Here is a 20,748-nt window from a genome sequence, read left to right on the forward strand (position 1 = left end):
CAACGACGCCATCGACCAAGGCAACGACTTCGACGGCTTCGACGAATTCCGCACCCGACCGCAAATGGTGGGCGTTCGCCGGGGTGAGCCTGATCAGCTTCCTCGGCTGCATCGACCTCACCATCGTCAACACCGCCGCCCCGCAGATCCAGGCCGACCTCGGTGCGTCCGTCACCGATCTGCAGCTCATCGTCAACATGTTCATCGTCGCCCTGTCGATGTTCATGGTGACCATGGGGCGGCTCGCCGACACCTACGGCCGACGTCGTGTCCTCTATATCGGCACCGTCGCCTTCGGACTCGCCTCGCTGGGGGCCGGGTTCGCCACCACGACCGGCTGGCTGATCGCCTTCCGGTTCCTGCAGGGCGCCGCCGGGGCCATCCTGTACACGTCCACCGGCGCCATCGTGCAGAACGCGTTCCCCGAGTCCCAGCGCGGCCGCGCGATCGGCGCGCTGTACGGGGTCAACGGCGTGGGCCTCGCCATCGGGCCGCTGCTCGGCGGTGTCATCGTCTCCGCCATCGGCTGGCACTGGGTGTTCTGGATCAACGCCCCGCTGATCGCCCTCGCCCTGGCGCTGTGCTCGTTCAGCGTGCGCGAGTCGCGCAACGAGGAGGCGACGGCGGGCGTCGACTGGCCGGGGCTCGTCCTGATCAGCCTCGGCATTCCCTCGGTGGTGCTCGCCTTCACCCTCGGCGGCACCTGGGGCTGGTCCAGCGGCCGCACCCTCGGGCTGCTCGGCTTCGCACTGGTCGCGCTCATCGCGTTCTACGCCGTGGAGCGCCGCGCCACCGACCCCATCATCAGCTTCGGACTCTTCCGGCACCGGGCGTTCCTCGCCGCGATCGTCTCCGACTTCGCGCTGGCGTGCTTCTACACCACGGTCCTGTTCCTGCTGCCGCTGTACCTCAACGAGGTGCGGGGATACGGCGGTTACGCCACCGGCGCGATGCTGCTGCCGTGCACCGCGGTGATGGCGGCGCTCTCCCCGTTCGTGGGACGGCTGACCGACCGCTTCGGGCCCAGGAAGCTGCTGATCGCCGGGTTCGGCGCGTTCACCGTCTCGGCGCTGCTGCTCACCCGGATCAGCGCGGACGCCTCGCTCGCCTTCCTGGTGGTGGCGCTGGTCGCGATGGGCCTCGCCTGGGCCTGTGTGCTCGGCCCGGCCACCGTCTCCGCCCTGTCCTCGGTGCCGGAGCGGCAGGCCGGACTGGCGATGGGCTCCTCCTGGACCTTCCACAACCTCGGCGGGGCCATCGGTCTCGCGGCGGGCATCGTCCTGTACCGCTCGCAGGCCGACTCCAGTCTCACCTCGGCGCTGGCCGACCGGGGCGCGGCCACCGGCTCCTGGACCAAGGACGCGGTGGCCGACCCCGAGCGCGCCACGGAGCTGCTGCGGTCCCACACCTCGCTGGGCAACGCCGAGATCACCGACGTGTTCGACCGGATGTTCACCCACGGCACCCAGGCCGCGATGTGGATGGTGGCGGCCACCTCGTTCGCCGCCCTGCTCGTCCTGAGCCTGCTGAGCCTCACCGGTCGGCGCCGGACCGCCTGATCCGCGAGGGGGTCGGGCGGAACACCGGAACGGCCACCCCGTCCCCCTCCCGGCGGAACGCCACCTCCAGCGGCATCCCGACGCGGAGTTCGGCCTCCTCGCACTCCACCACCTCGGTCATCATCCGCACCCCCTCCACCAGGTCCACCACCGCCGCCGCGTACGGGACCCGGGCGTCGAAGGGGGGCAGGTCGTTGCGGTGGACCACCGACCAGGTGTACAGCGTGGCGCGGCCGCTCGCCCGCTCCCAGGCGACGTCCTCGCTCCAGCAGTGGGGGCAGAACTCGCGCGGGTAGTGATGCGCCCGCTCGCACGCCGCGCAGCGGCGGATCAGCAGACGGCCGGCGGCCGCCGCGTCCCAGTACGCGCGCGTGAAGGCGTCGGTCTCGGGCACGCTCGCGTCGGGGAACGGCATCATCGGCATGGGCATCAGAAGAGTCCGATCGTGTGGTCGGGTGACCAGGTCTGTGGACAAGTTTCAGGATCAGGCCGCCCGCCGGCGCCACGGGGGCCGGGAAACCCGCGGATCGCGTCCATCCGCGGCCCCCTCCCCTGATTCTGACGGTACGTCAGTTCAGCGGACACCGACGGCTCGCGCAAGGGTGCGCGCGGCGCCCGCCCTTCGCGGCGTCGCGCACACCGTCCGGCCACCACCCTCCCACCCCCCGACCACCGTGGACTGCGGAGCGTGATCGATTCGTAACCGATTCAGATCTTGACCGAGACCCATCAAGTAGCTGCGCCGTTACGCTCAGCTGTCATGGCCACCAACGACCCCACTCGTCCTGTGTACGTCATCGGAGGCGGCCCCGGCGGGCTCGCCGTCGCTGCCGCGCTGCGCGGCAGGGGCGTACGGGCCGTCGTCCTGGAGCGGTCCGACGTCCTCGGGTCCTCCTGGCGCCGCCACTACACCCGCCTTCACCTGCACACCACCCGGCGGCTCTCCGCGCTGCCGGGCCTCAAGATGCCGCGCGCGTTCGGGCGCTGGGTCTCCCGGGGCGACCTGGTGCGCTATCTGGAGAAGTACGCCGAGTTCCACGAACTGGAGACCGTCACCGGTGTGGAGGTCTCCCGTATCGAGCGGGCCGACGGCGGCTGGCTGCTGCACGCCACCGGCGGGCGGCGGCTGACCGGGCGGGCGGTCGTGGTGGCGACCGGGTACAACCACACGCCGTATCTGCCCCAGTGGCCCGGCGCCGACACGTACACCGGCGAGCTGCTGCACGCCGCCCACTACCGCGACCCGGCCCCGTACGCGGGCAAGGACGTCCTGGTCGTCGGCGCCGGCAACACGGGCGCCGAGATCGCGGTCGACCTGGTCGAGGGCGGGGCCGGGCGGGTGCGGCTCGCGGTGCGGACCGCGCCGCACATCCTGCGCCGCACCACGGCGGGCTGGCCCGCCCAGGCGTCCGGCATCCTGGTGCGGCGACTGCCGGTGCCGGTGGTGGACCGGGCCGCCGACGCGGTCCGCCGCCTGTCGGTGCCGGATCTGTCGGAGAAGGGGCTGCCCCGGCCCACGAGCGGCCTCTACGCGCGCGTGCGCGAAGGCGCGATCCCCGTGCAGGACGTCGGCCTGATCGCCGCCGTGCAGAGCGGCCGGGTGGAGCCGGTCGCGGCGCTGGAGTCGTTCGAGGGCGCCAAGGCCGTCCTCGCCGACGGCACAGTGCTCTCCCCCGAGGTCGTCGTCGCGGCCACCGGCTACCGGCGCGCCCTGGAGGGCCTGGTCGGCCACCTCGGCGTGCTCGACGGCCGGGGCCTGCCCACCGTGCACGGCCGCCGCACCGCGCCCGACGCCCCGGGCCTGCACTTCACCGGGTTCACCAACCCCATCAGCGGCATGCTCCGCGAGCTCGGCATCGACGCCCGCAAGATCGCGAAGGCGATCGCGAAGGCGCCCTGACACCCCGGGCCGCCCTCGCCGTAGTTGGCGCAATGCCGACGGGTATCCGGCACCCGGGCGGGTACGGGATCCGTACCCGGCGGGACCTCCGCGTGTTCCGGAGCCTTCGGTGAGCCTTCGCAGCCTTTGCCCGCACGACGGTTCCTGACTGGTCGTCAGGTCTGTAATCTGACTATGCGTCAGTTACTTGCCAGTTACGCAAGAGCCATGTTGGCCATCGACCAGGAGCGGGCGGAACGATGCTTGGATCGACTCACGGCACCCTCACGACCGACTTCCGCGCACGGGTGGTCGCCTGCGGCGAACAGCCCAAGAACGGCGCCGTCCACGGCACGGCCGCGGCCGAAGGCGACCTGGACGTCAGCGGCCGCCCGCTGTACGCACCCGTACCCGACCTGGACCGGTTCTTCCGGCCCGAGTCGCTGGCCGTGATCGGCGCCTCCGACGCCGAGGGCCGCCCCAACACGGGAATCACCCGCCAGCTGATCGCCTGGGCCGAGCGGGTCGGCGCCCGGGTCCACCCCGTACACCCCTCACGCGACCGTGTCTTCGGGCTGACCTGCGTGCCGTCCGTCGCGGACCTGCCCGAGCAGGTGGACCTGGCCGTGCTCCTGGTCGCCGACCCGCTGCCGCTGATCGACGAACTCGCCGAGGCCAAGGTGAAGTTCGCGGTCGCGTTCGCCTCCGGGTTCGCCGAGACCGGCGAGGACGGCGCCGCCGCGCAGGCGAGACTGGCGGCCGCCGTGGCGCGCTCCGGAATACGGCTGCTCGGGCCGAACACCAATCTCAACGCCTTCGAGCGCTTCCGCGACGACCTCGACGGTCCCGCGATCGCCCTGATCACCCAGTCCGGCCACCAGGGACGCCCGCTCTTCGCCCTCCAGGAGCTCGGCATCCGCCTCTCCCACTGGGCCCCGACCGGCAACGAGGCCGACCTCGAAACCGCCGACTTCATCTCCTACTTCGCCGAGCGCCCCGAGGTCGGGGCCATCGCCTGCTACCTGGAAGGGCTCAAGGACGGGCGCTCCTTCCTGCTCGCCGCCGACCGGGCGGCGCGGGCGCGGGTGCCGGTGGTCGCGGTCAAGGTCGGCCGCACCGAGACCGGCGCGCGCACGGCCGCCTCCCACACCGGCAAGCTGACCGGCGCGGACCAGGTGGTGGACGCGGCGATGCGGCAGTACGGCGTGATCCGCGTCGACGGGCTCGATGAACTCCAGGACACCTCGGCCCTGTTGGCGCGGGCCCGCAAGCCGGTCGCCGACGGGGTCGTGGTCTATTCGATCTCGGGCGGGACGGGCGCGCACTTCGCCGACCTCGCCACGGCGGCGGGCCTCAGCCTGCCTACTCTCTCGGACGCCAAGCAGGCCGAGCTGCACGAGTGGATACCGTCGTACCTGAACGTGGCCAACCCGGTCGACAACGGCGGCCACCCGGTGGGCGACTGGCGCGGCCCGAAGATCATCGACGCGATCCTCGCCGACCCGGCGGTGGGCGTGCTCATCTGCCCCGTCACCGGCCCGTTCCCGCCGATGAGCGACAAGCTGGTGCGGGATCTGGTGGACGCGGCGGAGCGGACCGACAAGCTGGTGTGCGTCGTGTGGGGCTCGCCGGTCGGGACCGAGGCCGCCTACCGCGAGACCCTGCTCGGCTCCTCCCGCGTCGCCACCTTCCGTACGTTCGCCAACTGCGTCGGAGCCGTACGGGCCTACCTCGCGCACCACCGGTTCACCGCCGCCTACCGCTCGCCCTTCGACGAGGCCCCGCGCGTGCCGTCCCCCTCGTTCCGCAAGGCGCAGGCGCTGATGCGGCCGGGCCGGCAGCTGAGCGAGCACGCGGCGAAGCAGCTGCTGCGGGCGTACGGGATCCGGGTGCCGCGCGAGCAGCTGGTGACCAGCGCGGCCGCCGCCGTACGAGCGGCCGGGCAGGTCGGCTATCCCGTGGTGATGAAGGCCTCCGGCACCCGCCTCGCCCACAAGACCGAACTCGGCCTGGTCAAGGTCGGGTTGACGTCGGCGAGCCAGGTCCGCGACGCGTACCGCGAGCTGACCGACATCGCCCGGTACGAGGAGGTCGACCTGGACGGCGTCCTGGTCTGCCAGATGGTGGCGCGGGGCGTGGAGATGGTCGTCGGCGTCACCCACGACCAGTTGTTCGGCCCGACCGTGACGGTGGGCCTCGGCGGGGTCCTGGTCGAGGTCCTGGGCGACGCGGCCGTGCGCGTACCGCCGTTCGGCGAGGAGCAGGCCCGCGACATGCTCGCCGAGCTGCGCGGCCGCGCCCTTCTCGACGGAGTGCGCGGCGGACCACCGCTCGACGTCGACGCGCTGGTGGAAGTGGTGCTGCGGGTGCAGCGCATGGCGCTGGAACTGGGCTCGGACATCCACGAGCTGGACATCAACCCCCTGGTCGTCCTGGAGCGCGGGCAGGGCGCGGTGGCGCTGGACGCGCTGGTGGTGTGCTCGTGAGCGCCGCCGCGCCCGAGGGCTCTCCCGACGGCTCTCCTGGGGGACTTCGTCCCCCCGTACCCCCCACGGACATGGTCCTGCACACCACTGACAACGGCGTCTCGTGGATCACGCTCAACCGGCCAGAGGCGATGAACGCCGTCACCTGGGACCAGCGCGAACGCGTGATCGCCCTGCTCGCGGAGGCCTCGGCCGACCCAGCCGTGCGGGCGGTCGTGCTCACCGCGACGGGCAAGGGGTTCTGCGCGGGGGCGGACCTGCGGGGCGCGGGGGCGGGCGGGGGCTCTTCCGAGGGCGGTGAGCGCGTCCCCGGTGACGTTGCCCGCACCATCCGGCTCGGGGCCCAGCGCCTGATCGCCGCCGTGCTCGACTGCGAGAAGCCGGTGATCGCTGCCGTCAACGGCACGGCGGCCGGCCTCGGCGCGCATCTGGCGTTCGCCTGCGATCTGGTGCTCGCGGCCGAGTCGGCCAGGTTCATCGAGGTGTTCGTACGGCGTGGGCTCGTCCCGGACGGCGGCGGCGCGTATCTGCTGGCCCGGCTCGTCGGGCCGCAGCGCGCCAAGGAGCTGATGTTCTTCGGGGACGCGGTGCGGGCGGTGGACGCGGAGCGCATCGGCCTGGTGAACCGGGTGGTGCCCGACGCCGACCTCGCCGCCGTCGCCGGGGAGTGGGCCCAGCGCCTGGCCACCGGCCCGACCCGGTCGATCGTCCTCGCCAAGCAGCTGGTGAACGCGTCCCTGGACAGCGACCGTACGACCGCCTTCGCGGCGGAAGCGGCGGCCCAGGAGATCACCATGACCACCCAGGACGCCCAGGAGGGCGTGGCCGCTTTCGTGGAGCGCCGAACGCCCGAGTACCGGGGCCTGTGAGGGTTTCCGGGGCGGCTCCGAGGGTTCCAATCTGACGAACCGTCAGGTTCAATGAAAAGGTGATGGGACACGAAGGGATGGCGGCGACCGTCGTCCGATACCTGCGGTCCGTCGGCGCGGCCGCCACCGCTGTCGCCGAGCCCGTCGAAGCCCTGCCCCGGCCCGCGTTACGGGCCGTGCGCGACGGGGAGCGGCCGCCTGTCGACCCCGCCGAGTTCCGTGGCGTACTGGGCCACTTCGCGACCGGCGTCACGGTCGTCACCGCGCACGACGACGCCGGGCCCACCGGCTTCGCCTGCCAGTCCTTCGCCTCCCTCTCCCTCGACCCGCCGCTGGTGGTCTTCATGGTGGGGCGTACGTCGACGACCTGGCCGCGCATCGCGCGCGCGGGCGTGTTCTGCGTCAACATCCTGGGCGCCGAACAGGGGCCGCTGTGCCGGGCGTTCGCGGTCAGCGGCGCCGACAAGTTCGCGGGCGTCGGCTACGACGCGGCCCCCGTGACCGGCTCCCCGCGCCTGCACTCCGTACCGGCGTGGGTCGACTGCCGGATCCAGACCGTGCACACGGGCGGCGACCACTTGATCGTGGTGGGCCGCGTGGAGGCGCTTGGCGGCACGGCGGAGGGTGAACCGCTCCTGTTCCATCGGGGCAGGTTCGGGCGGTTCACCCCCTAGCGGTTCACCCCCTGGCGATACACCGCTTTACGGGCCGACGCCTCAGACGCCTCAGACGTCGAGTACGGCGACCTCGGTCTCCGCGATGCGGTCCGGGTCCGCGACGACCTCGATGCCGGTGATCACGTCGTCCACGATCGTGAAGCGGAGCACGATGACCAGACGGCCGTACGGCGCCATCGCCAGGCCGACCGAGCCGTCGACCAGGGCGAGCCCGGTGTACTGGGCCCGGCCTATGGCGGCCATCGCGGCCTTGGCCACGGTCTGGGCGCCGCCGAGGACGACGGGCGCGGGGGTGGGGCCGACCCAGCGGTCCGCGTTCAGCACCACGTCCGGGTGGAGCAGGGTGACCAGCGCCTCGAAGTCCCCGCCGCGCGTGGCGGCCAGGAAGGCGTCGACGACCGTACGCCGACGGGCCAGGTCGGTCGCGGGCGCCGGGCTGCTCCCCTTGACCCGGCGGCGGGCGCGGCTGGCCAGCTGGCGGGCGGCGGCCGGGGTGCGCTCGATCATCGGGCCGATCTGGTCGAACGGTACGGCGAACATGTCGTGCAGGACGAAGGCCAGCCGCTCGTCCGGCGCCAGCGTGTCCAGCACCACGAGCAGCGCCAGGCCCACCGACTCGGCCAGCACCGCCTCCTGTTCGGGGTCGACGCGCTCCTCGGGACCCGCCGCCCGGTCGGCCACGGCGGCCCCTTCGTAGGACTCCTCACGCCGTGACCTCCGCGCGCGCAGCACGTTGAGACATACCCGGGCCACCACCGTCGTCAGCCACCCGCTGATGTTCTCGACATCGCTCACATCGGCCCGGCTGACGCGCAGCCAGGCGTCCTGCACGGCGTCCTCGGCCTCGCTCAGCGAGCCGAGCATCCGGTAGGCGACCGCGCGCAGATGTGCCCGGTCGGCCTCGAAACGCTCGGCCGGCAATGCGTGCTCGTCCATCGTCACATTCCTCAATCGGGGCGTGTCAGAAAAGCAGAACCCCGAAAACGTACCGACCACGACCGGACGCGCGACGCCCCCGGTCCGCACAACTCCCGGAGAACGCAATGACGTCAACGATCCTGGTCACCGGCGGCACCGGCACCCTCGGCCGGCACATCGTCCCGCTGCTCGGCGACGCCGGCCGCAAGGTGCGGGTGCTCACCCGGCACGGCCGCGAGGCCGCGGACGGCGTCGAGTACGCGACCGGCGACCTGCTCGCCGACGAGGGCGTCGAGGAGGCGGTGGCCGGGGCCGACGTCGTACTCCACCTCGCGGGCGGCCCCAAGGGCGACGCCGAGGCGACCGCCAACCTGACGCGCGCCGCCGCGCGGGCCGGGGTGGGGCACCTGGTGTACATCTCGGTCATCGGGGCGGACCGGGTGCCGCTGGGGTGGTTCAGGTCCAAGCTGGAGGCGGAACGGGCGGTTTCCGGGTGCGGGGTGCCGTGGACGACGCTTCGGGCCGCCCAGTTCCACGACCTGGTGCTGACCATGATGGAGAAGATGGCGAAGCTGCCGGTGGTTCCGGCGCCGGGTGTGCGGCTTCAGCCGGTCGACTCCCGGGAGGTCGCCGCCCGCCTCGTCGAGCTCGCTCTCGGCGCACCGGCCGGTCTTGTCCCCGACCTGGCCGGGCCCGAGGTGTACGGGATGGGTGAGCTCTGCCGCACGTATCTGAAGGCGGTCGGCAAGCGGCGGGCCGTGCTGCCGGTGCCGATGCCGGGGCGGGTGGGGCGGGCCTATCGGGCCGGGGAGAACCTGTGCCTCGACGGGACGGCGGTGTTGGGGCGGCGGACTTGGGAGGCGTTCTTGGCCGAGCGGGTGGGGTAGCGAGTTCGGGTGCGGGCCGGTGGGGGCTGGTCGCTCCCCCAAGTTCTCGACTCCGCTCGAACAGGGGGCACCCCCATCGCGGCGGAGCCGCACATGTCACAGCCCCGCGCCCCTTGTAGGGCGCCCGGTGCCGAAACGCGCGTGTACGGCGCACCCGTAGCCGGACCGTGTGCGTGCTCACCAGTCCTTCGCGCTCAGCTGCTTACCCTCCCGCGTCACCACACTCACCGTGCCGTGGTCGCCGTACACCTCTGTGCGCCAGGTCGCGAAGACCTCGGCCACCCGGTCCGCGGCGTAGGTCGCCTCGGGGCGGAAGTCGGTGGTCACCACGGCCACCGCCATGTCCGCCTTGCCCGCGATGCGTACGCGTACGTCCGTGACCGAGCCGAGTTGGCCGTCGTCCGCCTTGGTGGCGTGGGCGGTGTAGTACGCGAGGAAGTCCTTGGTCATACCGAACCACCCCGCCTCCCCGCACGGCCCGGCCCCGTCCGTGACCTGCCCGTCGGTGGGCGGCCCGGGAGTGCCGGTGTCCTGGTCGGTGGGCGGGCCCGGGGTGCCGGTGTCCTGATCGGTCGGCGGGCCGGGCGTGCCGGTGTCCTCGTCCGTGGGCGGCCCGGGGGTGCCCGTGTCCTCGTCCGTCGGTGGGCCCGGCGTGCCCGCGCCGTCGTCCGTCGTCTCGTCCGTGGTCTCGTCCGTCGTGCCGGACGCACCGCAGTTCGTCGGGGACGCCGAGGTCCGGACCGGGGACGGGGGCGCGGCGCCGGCGGCGCCCGCGTCCGCGCGTTCCGTGCCGCAGCCCGCCAGCGCGGCGCAGGCGAGCAGGCCCGCGAGCAGGCGTCCGGTCGAGCGGACCGTCCCCGTACGTATCCTCTGTGTCCGCATGCGCGCACCCCCTCCCTCAAGAGGGGATCACGCGACCGCGGGTTCCGGCAAAGACGGGGTCCGGGAGCCGGGGCGGCGGATGACCAGGGCCATCAGCGCGGCCACGGCGCACAGCGCGCCCGAGCCGTACCAGACCATGTCGTACGAGCCGAAGGCGTCGCGCGCCAGGCCCCCGAGGAAGGCGACCACGGCCGCGCCCACCTGGTGGGAGGCGAGCACCCAGCCGAAGACGATCGCGCTGTCGTCGCCGTAGTGCTCACGGCAGAGCGCGAGCGTCGGCGGGACGGTGGCGACCCAGTCCAGGCCGTAGAAGACGATGAAGAAGAGCATCGGCGGGTGGATGGAGGGCGCGAGCAGCATCGGCAGGAAGAGCAGCGAGATGCCGCGCAGGGCGTAGTACGTGGCGAGCAGACGGCGGGACTCGAAGCGGTCGGTCAGCCAGCCGGAGAAGATCGTGCCGGCCACGTCGAAGACACCGATCACCGCGAGCAGTCCGGCGGCGGCCGTCACCGGCATCCCGTGGTCGTGGGCGGCGGGCACGAAGTGCGTCTGGATCAGGCCGTTGGTGGACGCGCCGCAGATCGCGAACGTGCCCGCGAGCAGCCAGAACGGTCCGGTGCGCACCGCCGAGACGAGCACCTTCACGGCGCGGCTCGCCGCCCCGGAGACGGGCGCGGGCTTCTCGACATACGTGTCCGAGCCGTACGGGGCCAGGCCCACGTCCGCCGGGTGGTCGCGCAGCAGCAGCCACACGAACGGCACCACCGCGAGCGCGGCGAGCGCGACCGTGATCGCGGCCGGACGCCAGCCATGGTGCTCCACCAGCCAGGAGAGCACCGGCAGGAAGATCAGCTGCCCGGAGGCGGAGGCGGCGGTCAGGATGCCGGTGACCAGGCCGCGGCGGACGGTGAACCAGCGGTTGGTGACGGTCGCGGCGAACGCCAGCGCCATCGATCCGCTGCCGAGGCCGACGAGCAGGCCCCAGTAGAGCATCAGCTGCCAGGCGGAGTGCATGAAGACGGTGAGCCCGGACCCGGTCGCGATCACGGTCAGGGCGACCGCCACGACCCGGCGGATACCGAACCGGTCCATCAGCGCGGCGGCGAAGGGCGCGGTGAGCCCGTACAGCGCGAGGTTCAGGGACACCGCCGCGCCGATCGTCCCGCGCGACCAGCCGAAGTCGTCGTGCAGCGGATCGATCAGCAGCCCGGGCAGCGAACGGAAGGCGGCCGCGCCGATGATCGTCACGAAGGTGACGGCGGCGACGAACCAGGCGCGGTGGATACGGGACGGGCGGCGGGCAGCCACGGTTGTCTGGTGCATGCCACCCAGCTTCCCGGCGGCGACCGGCACGAACGAGTGGCCGGATGGCCACGGTTCGCAGGGATCGGGCCAAGCACATCGACACAGCCCCGCGCCCCTGATGAGGGCCCGAAGGGCCCACCAAGGGGCGCGGGGAACTGCGCGAGCAACCAAGCACGGTCCGCAGACAAACGACTCCCCTCGGAGAGTTTCGGGAAGGGGCGGGGTGGGGGAACTCACCCCGCCCCCGGGAATGCCGCACCCCACCCACGGACTTGTCCGTCACGCACGCCCCCTCGGAAGGAGCCGCCGCCCATGCCGAACCCCCGCCCCCACCGCGTAGTCGTGCTCGCCCTCGACGGACTGCTCCCCTTCGAGCTGGGGATCCCGCAGCGGATCTTCGGGCGGGCGCGGGCCCAGGACGGGGCGCGGGAGTCGCTCTACACCGTCACCACCTGCTCGATACGGCCGCCGGGGCCCGTCCGGACGGACGCCGACTTCGCCGTGCTCGTCGAGAACGGGCCCGAGGCGCTGGCCGAGGCCGACACGGTCGTGGTGCCCGCGTCGCACGAGCTCGGGCCGGTGTACGAGGAGGGCGTGCTCACGCCCGAGCTCGCCGACGCCCTCGCGCGCGTACGGCCCGGCACCCGCATGGTCTCCATCTGCACCGGCAGCTACGTACTGGCCGCCGCCGGATACCTCGACGGGCGGCCCGCCACCACCCACTGGCTGCACGCCGAGCACTTCCAGGAGCTCTTCCCGTCCGTGGACGTCGACCCGGACGTCCTGTTCGTCGACGACGGGGACGTGCTGACCTCGGCCGGGGTCGCCGCCGGGATCGATCTGTGCCTGCACATCGTGCGGCGCGACCACGGCGCGGCGGTCGCCAACGCCGTGGCGCGCAGCACGGTGGTGCCGCCGCACCGCGACGGCGGCCAGGCCCAGTACATCCAACGCCCGCTCCCCGAGCCGCAGGTGGCGACCACCACCACCGCGCGGGCCTGGGCGCTCGGGCACCTGGAGGAACCGATCCAGCTGCGCGACATGGCCGAGCAGGAGGCCATGTCCGTACGGACGTTCACGCGCCGGTTCCGTGAGGAGACGGGCCTGAGCCCGGGCCAGTGGCTCACCCAACAGCGCGTGGAGCGCGCCCGGCACCTCCTGGAGTCGAGCGACCTGTCGGTGGACCGGATAGCGCGCGCGGCCGGATTCGGCACGGCGACCTCGCTGCGCCAGCATCTGCAGGCCGCGCTCGGTGTCCCGCCGACGGTCTACCGGCGTACGTTCCGGGCCGGAGCGCCCACCTGACGCGCCCGAGAGGCTTCCCCAAAGGCTCCGCGAGGCGATCAGAACGTCAGCACCCCCCGCGCCACCCGCCCCTGCCGCGCGTCCTCGACCGCCTTGGTGAAGTCCTCGACCGCGTACACCTCGGTGACCAGCTCGTCCAGGAGCAGGGCGCCCGAGCGGTAGAGGTCGGCGTAGCGCGGGATGTCGCGCTGGGGGCGTGAACTCCCGTACCGGCAGCCCAGGATGGACTTGTCGAGGAACATCGCGGCCGGTGCGAACGTCGCCTCGGCCGTGGGCGCGGGCATGCCGAGCAGGACCGCCTGGCCGCGCCGGTCGAGCAGGTCGACGGCGCTGCGGACGAGCGCGGGGTGGCCGACGCACTCGAAGACGTTGTCGGCGCCGGTCGGCAGCACCTCGCGCACGCCGTCCGCCGACGGCAGGAAGTGGGTCGCGCCGAACGTGCGGGCGGCGCTCTCCTTCGCCGGGTTGGTGTCGACCGCGACGATCGTGCGCGCGCCCGCGATCCGGGCGCCCTGGATCACGTTGAGGCCGATGCCACCGGTGCCGATGACCACGACGGTGTCGCCGTGCTCGACCCGCGCCCGGTTCAGTACGGCCCCCACGCCCGTCAGGACCGCGCAGCCGATCAGCGCGGCCGAGGTCAGCGGCACGTCGTCGGGGATCCGCACCGCCTGCACGGCCTTGACCACCGTGCGCTCGGCGAACGCGGAGTTCGCGGCGAACTGGTGGACCGGCTCCCCGCCGCGCGAGAACGGCCGCCCGGGCCGTCCGATCGCCCTGCGGCACATCGTGGGCCGCCCCCGGTCGCAGTCGGCGCAGGCGCCGCAGTTGGCGAGCGTGGAGAGCGCCACGTGGTCGCCGGGCGCGACATGGGCGACGCCCTCGCCGACCGCCTCCACCACGCCCGCGCCCTCGTGGCCGAGCACCACGGGCACGGGGAAGGGGATCGTCCCGTCGATCACGGAGAGATCGGAGTGGCAGAGCCCGGCGGCGGCGATCGCCACCAGGACCTCGCCGGGCCCCGGGTCCCGTATCTCCAGATCGTCGACCACCCGCGCCCGCACTCCGTCGAACAGAACACCTCTCACTGACCCCGGGCCTCCCTCGGCAGGCCGAGCACGCGCTCGGCGATGATGGTGCGCTGAATCTCGTCCGAGCCGCCGTAGACGGTGTCGGCCCGGGAGAAGAGGAACGCCCGTTGCCGCGCGTCGAGTTCGTAGGGACGGTCCTCGCTCCAGTCGTACGGGCCGAGGGCCGCCTCGGCGCCCCGTACGGCCATCGCGAGCTCGCCCAGGCGCTGGTGCCAGCCGCCCCAGAGCAGCTTGGCGACGCTGGGCGCGGCGGCGTCCGGCCGCCCTCCCAGGGTCCGCAACGCGTTCCAGCGCATGACGCGGAGCTCGGCCCACTGCCGTACGAGCCGTTCGCGCAGCACGGGATCGACGCCGCGTGCCGCGTCGCGCAGAACCCTCTCCAACTCCTCGGCGAATCCGATCTGTTGGACGAGCGTCGACACTCCCCGCTCGACCGCGAGCAGCCCCATGGCGACGCGCCAGCCGTCGCCGTCGCCGCCGACGACGTGGTCCGGTCGTACGTGTGCCCCGTCGAAGAAGACCTCGTTGAACTCGCTCGTCCCCGTCATCTGCCGGATCGGGCGGACCTCGATCCTGCCCGGCTGGTCCATGGGGACGAGGAGGAAGGAGAGCCCGTGGTGGCGGTGCGAGCCCGGTTCCGTGCGGGCCAGGACGAAGCACCAGTCCGCGTCGTGCGCGTGCGAGGTCCAGATCTTCTGGCCGGTGACGCGGTACGCGCCGGTGGCGTCGCGGGTGGCTTTCGTGCGTACGGCGGCGAGGTCGGAGCCGGCGCCGGGTTCGCTGTAGCCCTGGCACCAGAGCTCCTCGCCGCGGGCGATGGCGGGCAGGAACCGGTCCTTCTGCCGGCTGCTGCCGTACGCGATGAGGGTCGGGGCGAGCAGGTTCTCGCCGATGTGGCCGAGGCGGGGTGGGGTGTGGGGGGTGCGGGCGTATTCCTCGGCCCAGACGACCTGTTGGGTGAGGGTGGCTCGGCGGTTGCCGTGCGCCTCGGTCCAGCCGAGGCCGATCCAGCCGGCTGCGCCGAGCGTGCGCTCCCATTCGCGGGGCGTCGGGTCGGGGGGATGCGCGTCCAACCAGGCCCGCGCGTCCGCCCGGAACGCCTCGTCCTCTGCGGAGAACCCAAAGTCCATACGATCGCCTCCCGTTCCGGAAATTTCCCCCACCCCGCCCCTCCCCGGCTGTGACATTTTGCGGCTCCGCCGCGTGGCTCCGGCGGTTGTCGTTCGGCTGCGGGTGGGTGGGGGTTGCTCGCGCAGTTCCCCGCGCCCCAAAAAGCGGGCCGTCGGTTGTGTGCGGGCTGTCTTGGGCTGGTCGCGCAGTTCCCCGCGCCCCTTGATGGGCCCTGCGGGCCCTCCTGGAGATGGGCCCGGAGGGCCCTCTTAGGGGCGCGGGGAACTGCGCGAGCAACCCAGCACGGTCCGCAGACGAAACCGGGGTCCCGGGCGGAGCCCCAAGCGGGGTGCAGGGGGCGGAGCCCCCGCCCGGGGGTCCGGGGGCGTAGCCCCCGGGAGACCACCTCCGCCCCCACCCACCCCCGGAGGGTTGAGGGAACGGGCGGGGTGGGGGCTCAGCCGTTTGGGCGGTCGCCAGACCTCGCCGCCCGCTCCATCTCCTCCAGCCGCGCAAGCAGCGGCATCGGATCCACCCCCACCGTCCCCGGCAGGAATTCCGCGATCCGGGACGGAGTCCACGCGCCCTCCACATACCCCGCCCGCACCTCCCGCGGCTGCGCCCACACCGCGATCTTGGGCCCCGCGACCGTGTACACCTGCCCCGTGATCCCCTCCTCGCGGGCGCGTTCGCTCAGCAGGTAGACCACGAACGCCGCCACGTCCTCCGGCGAGCCGATCTCGGTCAGCTCCATCGGCACGTTGGCGGACATCCGCGTACGGGCCACCGGCGCGACCGCGTTCGCCGTCACGCCGTACTTGTGCAGACCGAGCGCCGCACTGCGCACCAGCGAGATCACCCCGCCCTTCGCGGCGCTGTAGTTGGCCTGGGCCACGCTGCCCTGGTGGTTGCCGCTGGTGAAGCCGATCAGGGTGCCCGAGCCCTGCTTGCGCATCACCGCCGAGGCGGCGCGGAAGACGGTGAAGGTGCCCTTGAGGTGGGTGGCGACCACCGGGTCCCACTCCTCCTCCGTCATGTTGAAGAGCATGCGCTCGCGCAGGATCCCCGCCACGCACACCACCCCGTCCACCCGCCCCCACCGCGCGAGCGCGGTGTCGACGATGCGCTGGCCGCCCGCCATCGTCGAGATGTCGTCGGCGATGGCGACCGCCTCGCCGCCCGCCGCCTCGATCTCCTTGACCACCGCGTCCGCGACCGTACTGCTCGGCTCGGCGCCCTCGACCGAGACGCCGTAGTCGTTGACGACGACCCTGGCCCCCTCGGCCGCCGCCGCCAGCGCCACCGCGCGGCCGATGCCGCGCCCCGCGCCGGTCACGGCCACCACCTTGCCTGCCAAGAAGTTCCCCATGCCGGCCCCTTCCCGCGGTTTCTGACGGACCGTTAGATTTTATGGCCCGGCGGACGCCGGAAGACAAGCCCCGGGGAGGACTCTTATGCCGATGCCCGCCGAGTTCCACGAGATCGCCAAGCGCGTGAACAACTGGGGGCGTTGGGGATCAGATGACGAAATCGGGGCACTCAATCTCGTCACCGACTCCGTCGTCCGCGACGCCGTCGCCACCGTCCGCACCGGGCGCCGCATCCCGCTCGCGCTGCCCCTGGAGCAGAACGGCGTGCAGACCGGGCTGATCCCCGGCCGGGTCAACCCGCTGCACACCATGGTCCAGATCAACCAGCAGATCTTCGGCCCCGGCACCGTCGCCACCAGCGACGACGTCGTCACCTTCGGCCTGCAGGCGGCCACCCACTGGGACGCGCTGACCCACGTCTCGCACTCCGGCCGCATCTACAACGGCCGCCCCGCCGACACCATCACCGCCCACGCGGGCGCCGAGTTCAGCGGCATCGACAAGCCCCGCCACATCCTCTCGCGCGGCGTGCTGCTCGACGCGGCCCGCGCCCACGGCCTCGACCGGCTGCCCGGCGGCCACGCCGTCACCCCCGAGGACCTGGACGCGGCCGAGGACCTGGCCGGGGTGACCGTGCGCGCGGGCGACATCGTCCTCGTACGCACCGGGCAGATCCAGCTCTGCCTCGGCGGCGACAAGCACGGTTACGGGTTTCCGTCGCCGGGGCTCTCGATCCGTACGCCCGAGTGGTTCCACGCGCGCGATGTGGCGGCCGTCGCCAATGACACGCTCACCTTCGAGATCTTCCCGCCGGAGATCGAGAACCTGTGGCTGCCGGTGCACGCCCTCGACCTGGTCGAGATGGGCATGCTTCAGGGGCAGAACTGGAACCTCGAAGAGCTGTCCACGGCCTGCGCGGAGGAGGGGCGGTACGCGTTCCTGCTGTCGGCGATGCCCGAGCCGTTCGTCGGCGCCACGGGGACGCCGGTCGCGCCCGTCGCCGTTCTCTAGCGGAACCGATGGGGAAAGCGATACGGACCGAGGCGTGATCCGACATCCCTTGCCCTCCACGGGTGGCGGCGCGTCATGCGCACCCCGAGCACGGCACGGCGGCCGCCACCCGGCTCCGCGCGCATGCCCAGCTCCTCATGCCCTGAAGAGCGTTGCCCTGAGCCGACGCCGAGCCACGACCCGCACTCGCCGAGGAGAACCAGGACCGACCCGCAGCGGAACATGGACCAGTCCATGCCCTCGGCGTCCCCTCGCGACGAATCGCTCATCCAAGGGTGATCAGAGCACCACTACGCGTCAACACCTAGCGAAAGCTTTGTCGCTTACGCCCGATTTGTGACGGCGCACGACGGCTCATACACGCCCGGCTCGAACGCCCCGCCCGCGAGCTCCGGCGCGCCCCGGTCGGCCTCACAGCCGCCCCCCGCGCCACAGCCCCGGTCCACCTCGCACCAGATCGACTTGCCCGCGCCCTCCGGCTGCCAGCCCCAGCGGTCGGCGAGGCCGTCGACCAGCTCCAGGCCGCGGCCGTTGGTGTCGTCCCCGTCCGCGTGGCGCGGCCTGGGCGCGCGTGCGCTGCTGTCGGCCACCTCCACGCGGACGGTTCCGCCGTCGGCCGGCCCGCCGACGGGACCGAAGAGCATCCGCAGCACGGCCGGACAGCCGGTGTGCACCACGGCGTTGGTCACGAGCTCCGAGATCAGCAGAATCAGGGTCTCGGCGAGCGGCTCGTCGAGCCTTATCCCGGACCCGGCCAGCCGCGAGCGGGCCCATCTGCGAGCGCGCCCCACCTCGGCGGGGTCGGCTCCGACCTCCAACTGAACCTGAAGCACCTGCACCGCTCACACCATCCGAACCGGCGGACACATCGCCTCGCGCCTCGTGAAGCTCACAGAACGTGATTTCCGTACGAGACAGCATGGTTGACGTACAGTCACCGCAACAAGCGCTTCGGGCATATTCCAGCGCGAAGGAGTACGCGTGGTGCATACTGTGCGACGCACATTGCGGGGGGTCGAACAAGGGCACGCTGGATGCCTGGGGGATCGCACCCAACGGAGGGTACCCGAGGGCGGCCCCGACTCCGGGCTGTGACGAGTCCCTTGAAGGACACAACCCGATATCGACGCTCGGTGACGATCCATCACCCTTCGGCCAATGCTCCGTCAGACTCCGGCCACGACCGCGTGTATCAGCGCTTCCGGACGCCTTACGAGACACACCGTATCGCCTTACGAGACACGCCGGTTCGCCATCCGGGGCGTCCCGCGAGACACGCCGTTCCGTCCTACCCGACCCCGGTCGCCGACTCCTCCAGCGCCCGCGCCTGAAGTTCGAGCGCGAGCGCCGTGGGAGGCCATCGCTCGCGCCGCACCCACGCCCGCTTCAGATGCAGATGGACGTCCGCCTCCCAGGTGAAGCCCATCCCGCCGTACACCTGAAGGCAGTCGCGCGCGCACTCCACGGCCGCCTCGTCGGCGAGCAGCTTGGCGCCCACGGTCTCCACCGGATCCCCGGTGACGGCGGCGGCGTAGACGGCCGCGCGCGCGACCTCCGTACGGACCAGCATCTGCGCGCACAGATGCTTGACGGCCTGGAACGCGCCGATGGGCTGCCCGAACTGCTCGCGCTCCCGGGCGTGTTGGACCGCCATCTCGGTGGTGCGGCCCGCGCTGCCGAGCTGTTCGGCGGCGGTGAGCAACGCGCTCTCCGTGCTGCCGCCAGCGCCCTCGCCCGCCAGTCGGTGCAGGGGGGTGAGCGGGTCGGCCGAGCGGACGGGCTCGGCACCGGCCGCGTCTCCCCGTACGACGTCGGCCTCCGCCAGCCACTCCACCAGGACCCCGTCGAGCGCGGCCACCACCGTCTCGCCCTCCGCCGCACCTTCGACGGCCCCCGCCGCCAGATGCGTGGCGATCAGCGGCCCGGGCAGCAGTGCCCGTCCGGCCTCCTCGAAGAGCAGTACGGCCTCGGGCAGCCCGAGACCGACCCCGCCGTCCTCCTCCGGCAGCCGCAGCGCGAAGAACCCGGCCTCGCCGAGCGCCCGCCACAGCCCCCGGTCGAGGCCGCCCCCGTCGACGGCGCCACGCAGCGCCTCGCGGTCGAACCGCCGGGCGAGGAGCGCGCGCAACCCCGACCTCAAGGCCCGCTGTTCGTCCGTGAGTTGGAAGTCCATCAGCGCCCCTTCGGCAGGCCGAGGATCCGCTCGGCGACGATGTTCCGCTGGATCTGCGAGGTGCCGGCGGCGATGGTGTACGAGAGGGAGGACAGACGCTCCAGGCTCCACGGGCGGTCCAGGTCGAGCGCGTCGGGGCCGAGGACGGCGGCGGCGGCTTCGTACAGGTCCTGGCGCGCGTGTGAGTAGCGGAGTTTGAAGACCGAGCCGCCGACGCCGGGGGCGCCGCCGATACGCTCGGACTCGCTGACGTTCCACTGGATCAGCCGCCAGAGCGCGCCGAACTCCGCGTACATGCGGCCCAGTCGGCGGCGGATCACCGGGTCGTCCCAGCTGCCGTTCTTGCGCGCCTCGGCGGCGATCTCCGTGAGCACCCGGCGGCAGGCGACGACCTCGCCGACGAAGGCCGTGCCCCGCTCGTACGACAGCGTCACCATGGTCACCCGCCAGCCGTCGTTCTCGGCGCCGACCCGGTTGGCGAGCGGAACGCGCACCTCATCGAGGAACACCTCGGCGAACTCGGCCGACCCGGCGAGGGTGCGCAGCGGACGCACGGTCACGCCGGGCGCGTCCATCGGCAGGGCGAGCCAGGTGATGCCCCGGTGCCTGGGCGCGTCCGGGTCGGTCCGTACGAGCAGTTCGCACCAGTCGGCGACCTCCGCGTGGGAGGTCCAGATCTTGGCGCCGGTCACCACGTACGCGTCCCCGTCCCGCACCGCGCGCGTGCGCAGCGACGCCAGGTCCGAGCCCGCGTCCGGCTCGCTGAACCCCTGGCACCACACCTCGTCCCCGCGCAGCACCGGCGCCAGCCACCGCGCCCGCTGCTCGGGGGTGCCCTCGGCCGCGATGGTGGGGCCCGCGTGCAGCAGCCCCACGAAGTTCGCGCCGACATAGGGCGCCCCGGCCCGCTCGGTCTCCTCCAGGAAGATCAGCCGCCGGGTGGGCGAGGCGTCCCAGTGCACGTCCGCGTACCCGGCGTCGTACAGCGTCCGCTGCCAGCCGGTGTCGTACGCGCGCCGCCCGGGCCAGTCCGAGGGGTCCGGCCGGTCCGGCAGCCCCGGCAGCACGGCCGCGAGCCAGTCCTTCAGACGGGCCCGGAACTCCTCGTCCTCGGCGCTGTACGTGAGGTTCACCGGCGCCCCCTCATGGGCTCGTCCGCTACCTGATGGACCGTCAGATACCAGGCTAGCCGCGCGCCTATGGACCGACAAGCGGTGCGGGCCTAC

18 protein-coding genes are annotated in these 20,748 nt (G+C 72.7%); 8 read left to right on the plus strand and 10 right to left on the minus strand.

The window, feature by feature from the left end:
* Positions 1-83: 83 nt before the first annotated feature.
* Complete coding sequence (locus ACGFRG_RS13595) at positions 84-1,559, plus strand: MFS transporter (RefSeq protein ID WP_393263681.1); 1,476 nt, start codon at positions 84-86, stop codon at positions 1,557-1,559.
* On the opposite strand, the gene ACGFRG_RS13600 is transcribed toward ACGFRG_RS13595, so the two are convergent.
* Positions 1,534-1,977: a Zn-ribbon domain-containing OB-fold protein gene (locus ACGFRG_RS13600; protein WP_393263774.1), complete on the minus strand. Its 444-nt coding sequence runs from the start codon at positions 1,975-1,977 to the stop codon at positions 1,534-1,536. The genes ACGFRG_RS13595 and ACGFRG_RS13600 overlap by 26 nt on opposite strands.
* Positions 1,978-2,319: 342 nt before the next feature.
* On the opposite strand from ACGFRG_RS13600, the gene ACGFRG_RS13605 reads away from it, so the two are divergent.
* The 4 genes from ACGFRG_RS13605 (at position 2,320) to ACGFRG_RS13620 (ending at position 7,467) form a co-directional block, all read left to right on the plus strand.
* A complete protein-coding gene (locus ACGFRG_RS13605) occupies positions 2,320-3,459 on the plus strand; it encodes a flavin-containing monooxygenase (protein WP_393263683.1) in 1,140 nt (379 codons plus the stop codon).
* Between the two features lie 239 nt (positions 3,460-3,698).
* The gene (locus ACGFRG_RS13610) at positions 3,699-5,924 is read left to right on the plus strand and encodes an acetate--CoA ligase family protein (protein ID WP_393263685.1); all 2,226 of its coding nucleotides are present in this window, start codon (positions 3,699-3,701) and stop codon (positions 5,922-5,924) included.
* Between the two features lie 71 nt (positions 5,925-5,995).
* On the plus strand, positions 5,996-6,793 hold the full coding sequence (locus ACGFRG_RS13615) for an enoyl-CoA hydratase/isomerase family protein (RefSeq protein ID WP_393263687.1): 798 nt from the start codon (positions 5,996-5,998) through the stop codon (positions 6,791-6,793).
* Between the two features lie 77 nt (positions 6,794-6,870).
* On the plus strand, positions 6,871-7,467 hold the full coding sequence (locus tag ACGFRG_RS13620) for a flavin reductase family protein (RefSeq protein WP_361433060.1): 597 nt from the start codon (positions 6,871-6,873) through the stop codon (positions 7,465-7,467).
* Positions 7,468-7,518: 51 nt separating this feature from the next.
* Here ACGFRG_RS13620 and ACGFRG_RS13625 read toward each other — a convergent pair whose 3' ends face one another.
* On the minus strand, positions 7,519-8,406 hold the full coding sequence (locus ACGFRG_RS13625; RefSeq protein WP_361433003.1) for a sigma-70 family RNA polymerase sigma factor: 888 nt from the start codon (positions 8,404-8,406) through the stop codon (positions 7,519-7,521).
* A gap of 107 nt (positions 8,407-8,513) precedes the next feature.
* Here ACGFRG_RS13625 and ACGFRG_RS13630 point away from each other — a divergent pair, with 107 nt between their 5' ends.
* Positions 8,514-9,275, plus strand: a complete 762-nt coding sequence (locus tag ACGFRG_RS13630; protein WP_393263689.1) for an SDR family oxidoreductase — start codon at positions 8,514-8,516, stop codon at positions 9,273-9,275.
* A gap of 177 nt (positions 9,276-9,452) precedes the next feature.
* Here ACGFRG_RS13630 and ACGFRG_RS13635 read toward each other — a convergent pair whose 3' ends face one another.
* Complete coding sequence (locus ACGFRG_RS13635) at positions 9,453-10,157, minus strand: hypothetical protein (RefSeq protein WP_393263691.1); 705 nt, start codon at positions 10,155-10,157, stop codon at positions 9,453-9,455.
* 27 nt (positions 10,158-10,184) lie between these two features.
* Complete coding sequence (locus ACGFRG_RS13640) at positions 10,185-11,480, minus strand: MFS transporter (RefSeq protein WP_393263693.1); 1,296 nt, start codon at positions 11,478-11,480, stop codon at positions 10,185-10,187.
* Between the two features lie 294 nt (positions 11,481-11,774).
* On the opposite strand from ACGFRG_RS13640, the gene ACGFRG_RS13645 reads away from it, so the two are divergent.
* Complete coding sequence (locus ACGFRG_RS13645) at positions 11,775-12,767, plus strand: helix-turn-helix domain-containing protein (RefSeq protein WP_361432993.1); 993 nt, start codon at positions 11,775-11,777, stop codon at positions 12,765-12,767.
* A gap of 38 nt (positions 12,768-12,805) precedes the next feature.
* Here the strand turns inward: ACGFRG_RS13645 and ACGFRG_RS13650 are convergent, their stop codons facing one another.
* From ACGFRG_RS13650 to ACGFRG_RS13660, 3 genes are all read right to left on the minus strand, one after another.
* Positions 12,806-13,855 carry a Zn-dependent alcohol dehydrogenase gene (locus ACGFRG_RS13650; protein ID WP_393263695.1) on the minus strand — a complete coding sequence of 350 codons (1,050 nt, stop codon included), beginning with the start codon at positions 13,853-13,855 and terminating at the stop codon, positions 12,806-12,808.
* The gene (locus ACGFRG_RS13655; protein WP_361432988.1) at positions 13,852-14,988 is read right to left on the minus strand and encodes an acyl-CoA dehydrogenase family protein; all 1,137 of its coding nucleotides are present in this window, start codon (positions 14,986-14,988) and stop codon (positions 13,852-13,854) included. The genes ACGFRG_RS13650 and ACGFRG_RS13655 overlap by 4 nt, the downstream gene beginning before the upstream one ends.
* A gap of 437 nt (positions 14,989-15,425) precedes the next feature.
* Positions 15,426-16,337 (minus strand): SDR family NAD(P)-dependent oxidoreductase, encoded by a 912-nt coding sequence (locus ACGFRG_RS13660; protein WP_361431430.1) that lies wholly within the window; start codon positions 16,335-16,337, stop codon positions 15,426-15,428.
* 85 nt (positions 16,338-16,422) lie between these two features.
* Between ACGFRG_RS13660 and ACGFRG_RS13665 the strand changes: the two genes are divergently transcribed.
* Positions 16,423-17,349: a cyclase family protein gene (locus ACGFRG_RS13665; protein WP_393263698.1), complete on the plus strand. Its 927-nt coding sequence runs from the start codon at positions 16,423-16,425 to the stop codon at positions 17,347-17,349.
* A gap of 323 nt (positions 17,350-17,672) precedes the next feature.
* Here ACGFRG_RS13665 and ACGFRG_RS13670 read toward each other — a convergent pair whose 3' ends face one another.
* From ACGFRG_RS13670 to ACGFRG_RS13680, 3 genes are all read right to left on the minus strand, one after another.
* A complete protein-coding gene (locus ACGFRG_RS13670; RefSeq protein WP_361431425.1) occupies positions 17,673-18,188 on the minus strand; it encodes an ATP-binding protein in 516 nt (171 codons plus the stop codon).
* A gap of 449 nt (positions 18,189-18,637) precedes the next feature.
* The gene (locus ACGFRG_RS13675) at positions 18,638-19,522 is read right to left on the minus strand and encodes an acyl-CoA dehydrogenase family protein (RefSeq protein WP_393263700.1); all 885 of its coding nucleotides are present in this window, start codon (positions 19,520-19,522) and stop codon (positions 18,638-18,640) included.
* Entirely contained in the window at positions 19,522-20,655 is a 1,134-nt protein-coding gene (locus ACGFRG_RS13680; protein WP_393263702.1) for an acyl-CoA dehydrogenase family protein, read from the minus strand. Before ACGFRG_RS13680 ends, ACGFRG_RS13675 begins: the two co-directional genes overlap by 1 nt.
* Between the last annotated feature and the right edge of the window lie 93 nt (positions 20,656-20,748).

Source organism: Streptomyces sp. NPDC048696 (assembly GCF_043198895.1).
Taxonomy (GTDB): Bacteria; Actinomycetota; Actinomycetes; order Streptomycetales; family Streptomycetaceae; genus Streptomyces.

Excerpts from the sequence above, each read along its gene's own strand:
- ACGFRG_RS13600 (WP_393263774.1), bottom strand. The coding sequence starts at position 1,977 with ATGATGCCGTTCCCCGACGCGAGCGTGCCCGAGACCGACGCCTTCACG.
- ACGFRG_RS13605 (WP_393263683.1), top strand. The coding sequence starts at position 2,320 with ATGGCCACCAACGACCCCACTCGTCCTGTGTACGTCATCGGAGGCGGC.
- ACGFRG_RS13610 (WP_393263685.1), top strand. The coding sequence starts at position 3,699 with ATGCTTGGATCGACTCACGGCACCCTCACGACCGACTTCCGCGCACGG.
- ACGFRG_RS13615 (WP_393263687.1), top strand. The coding sequence starts at position 5,996 with ATGGTCCTGCACACCACTGACAACGGCGTCTCGTGGATCACGCTCAAC.
- ACGFRG_RS13620 (WP_361433060.1), top strand. The coding sequence starts at position 6,871 with ATGGCGGCGACCGTCGTCCGATACCTGCGGTCCGTCGGCGCGGCCGCC.
- ACGFRG_RS13625 (WP_361433003.1), bottom strand. The coding sequence starts at position 8,406 with ATGGACGAGCACGCATTGCCGGCCGAGCGTTTCGAGGCCGACCGGGCA.
- ACGFRG_RS13630 (WP_393263689.1), top strand. The coding sequence starts at position 8,514 with ATGACGTCAACGATCCTGGTCACCGGCGGCACCGGCACCCTCGGCCGG.
- ACGFRG_RS13635 (WP_393263691.1), bottom strand. The coding sequence starts at position 10,157 with ATGCGGACACAGAGGATACGTACGGGGACGGTCCGCTCGACCGGACGC.
- ACGFRG_RS13640 (WP_393263693.1), bottom strand. The coding sequence starts at position 11,480 with ATGCACCAGACAACCGTGGCTGCCCGCCGCCCGTCCCGTATCCACCGC.
- ACGFRG_RS13645 (WP_361432993.1), top strand. The coding sequence starts at position 11,775 with ATGCCGAACCCCCGCCCCCACCGCGTAGTCGTGCTCGCCCTCGACGGA.
- ACGFRG_RS13655 (WP_361432988.1), bottom strand. The coding sequence starts at position 14,988 with ATGGACTTTGGGTTCTCCGCAGAGGACGAGGCGTTCCGGGCGGACGCG.
- ACGFRG_RS13660 (WP_361431430.1), bottom strand. The coding sequence starts at position 16,337 with ATGGGGAACTTCTTGGCAGGCAAGGTGGTGGCCGTGACCGGCGCGGGG.
- ACGFRG_RS13665 (WP_393263698.1), top strand. The coding sequence starts at position 16,423 with ATGCCGATGCCCGCCGAGTTCCACGAGATCGCCAAGCGCGTGAACAAC.
- ACGFRG_RS13675 (WP_393263700.1), bottom strand. The coding sequence starts at position 19,522 with ATGGACTTCCAACTCACGGACGAACAGCGGGCCTTGAGGTCGGGGTTG.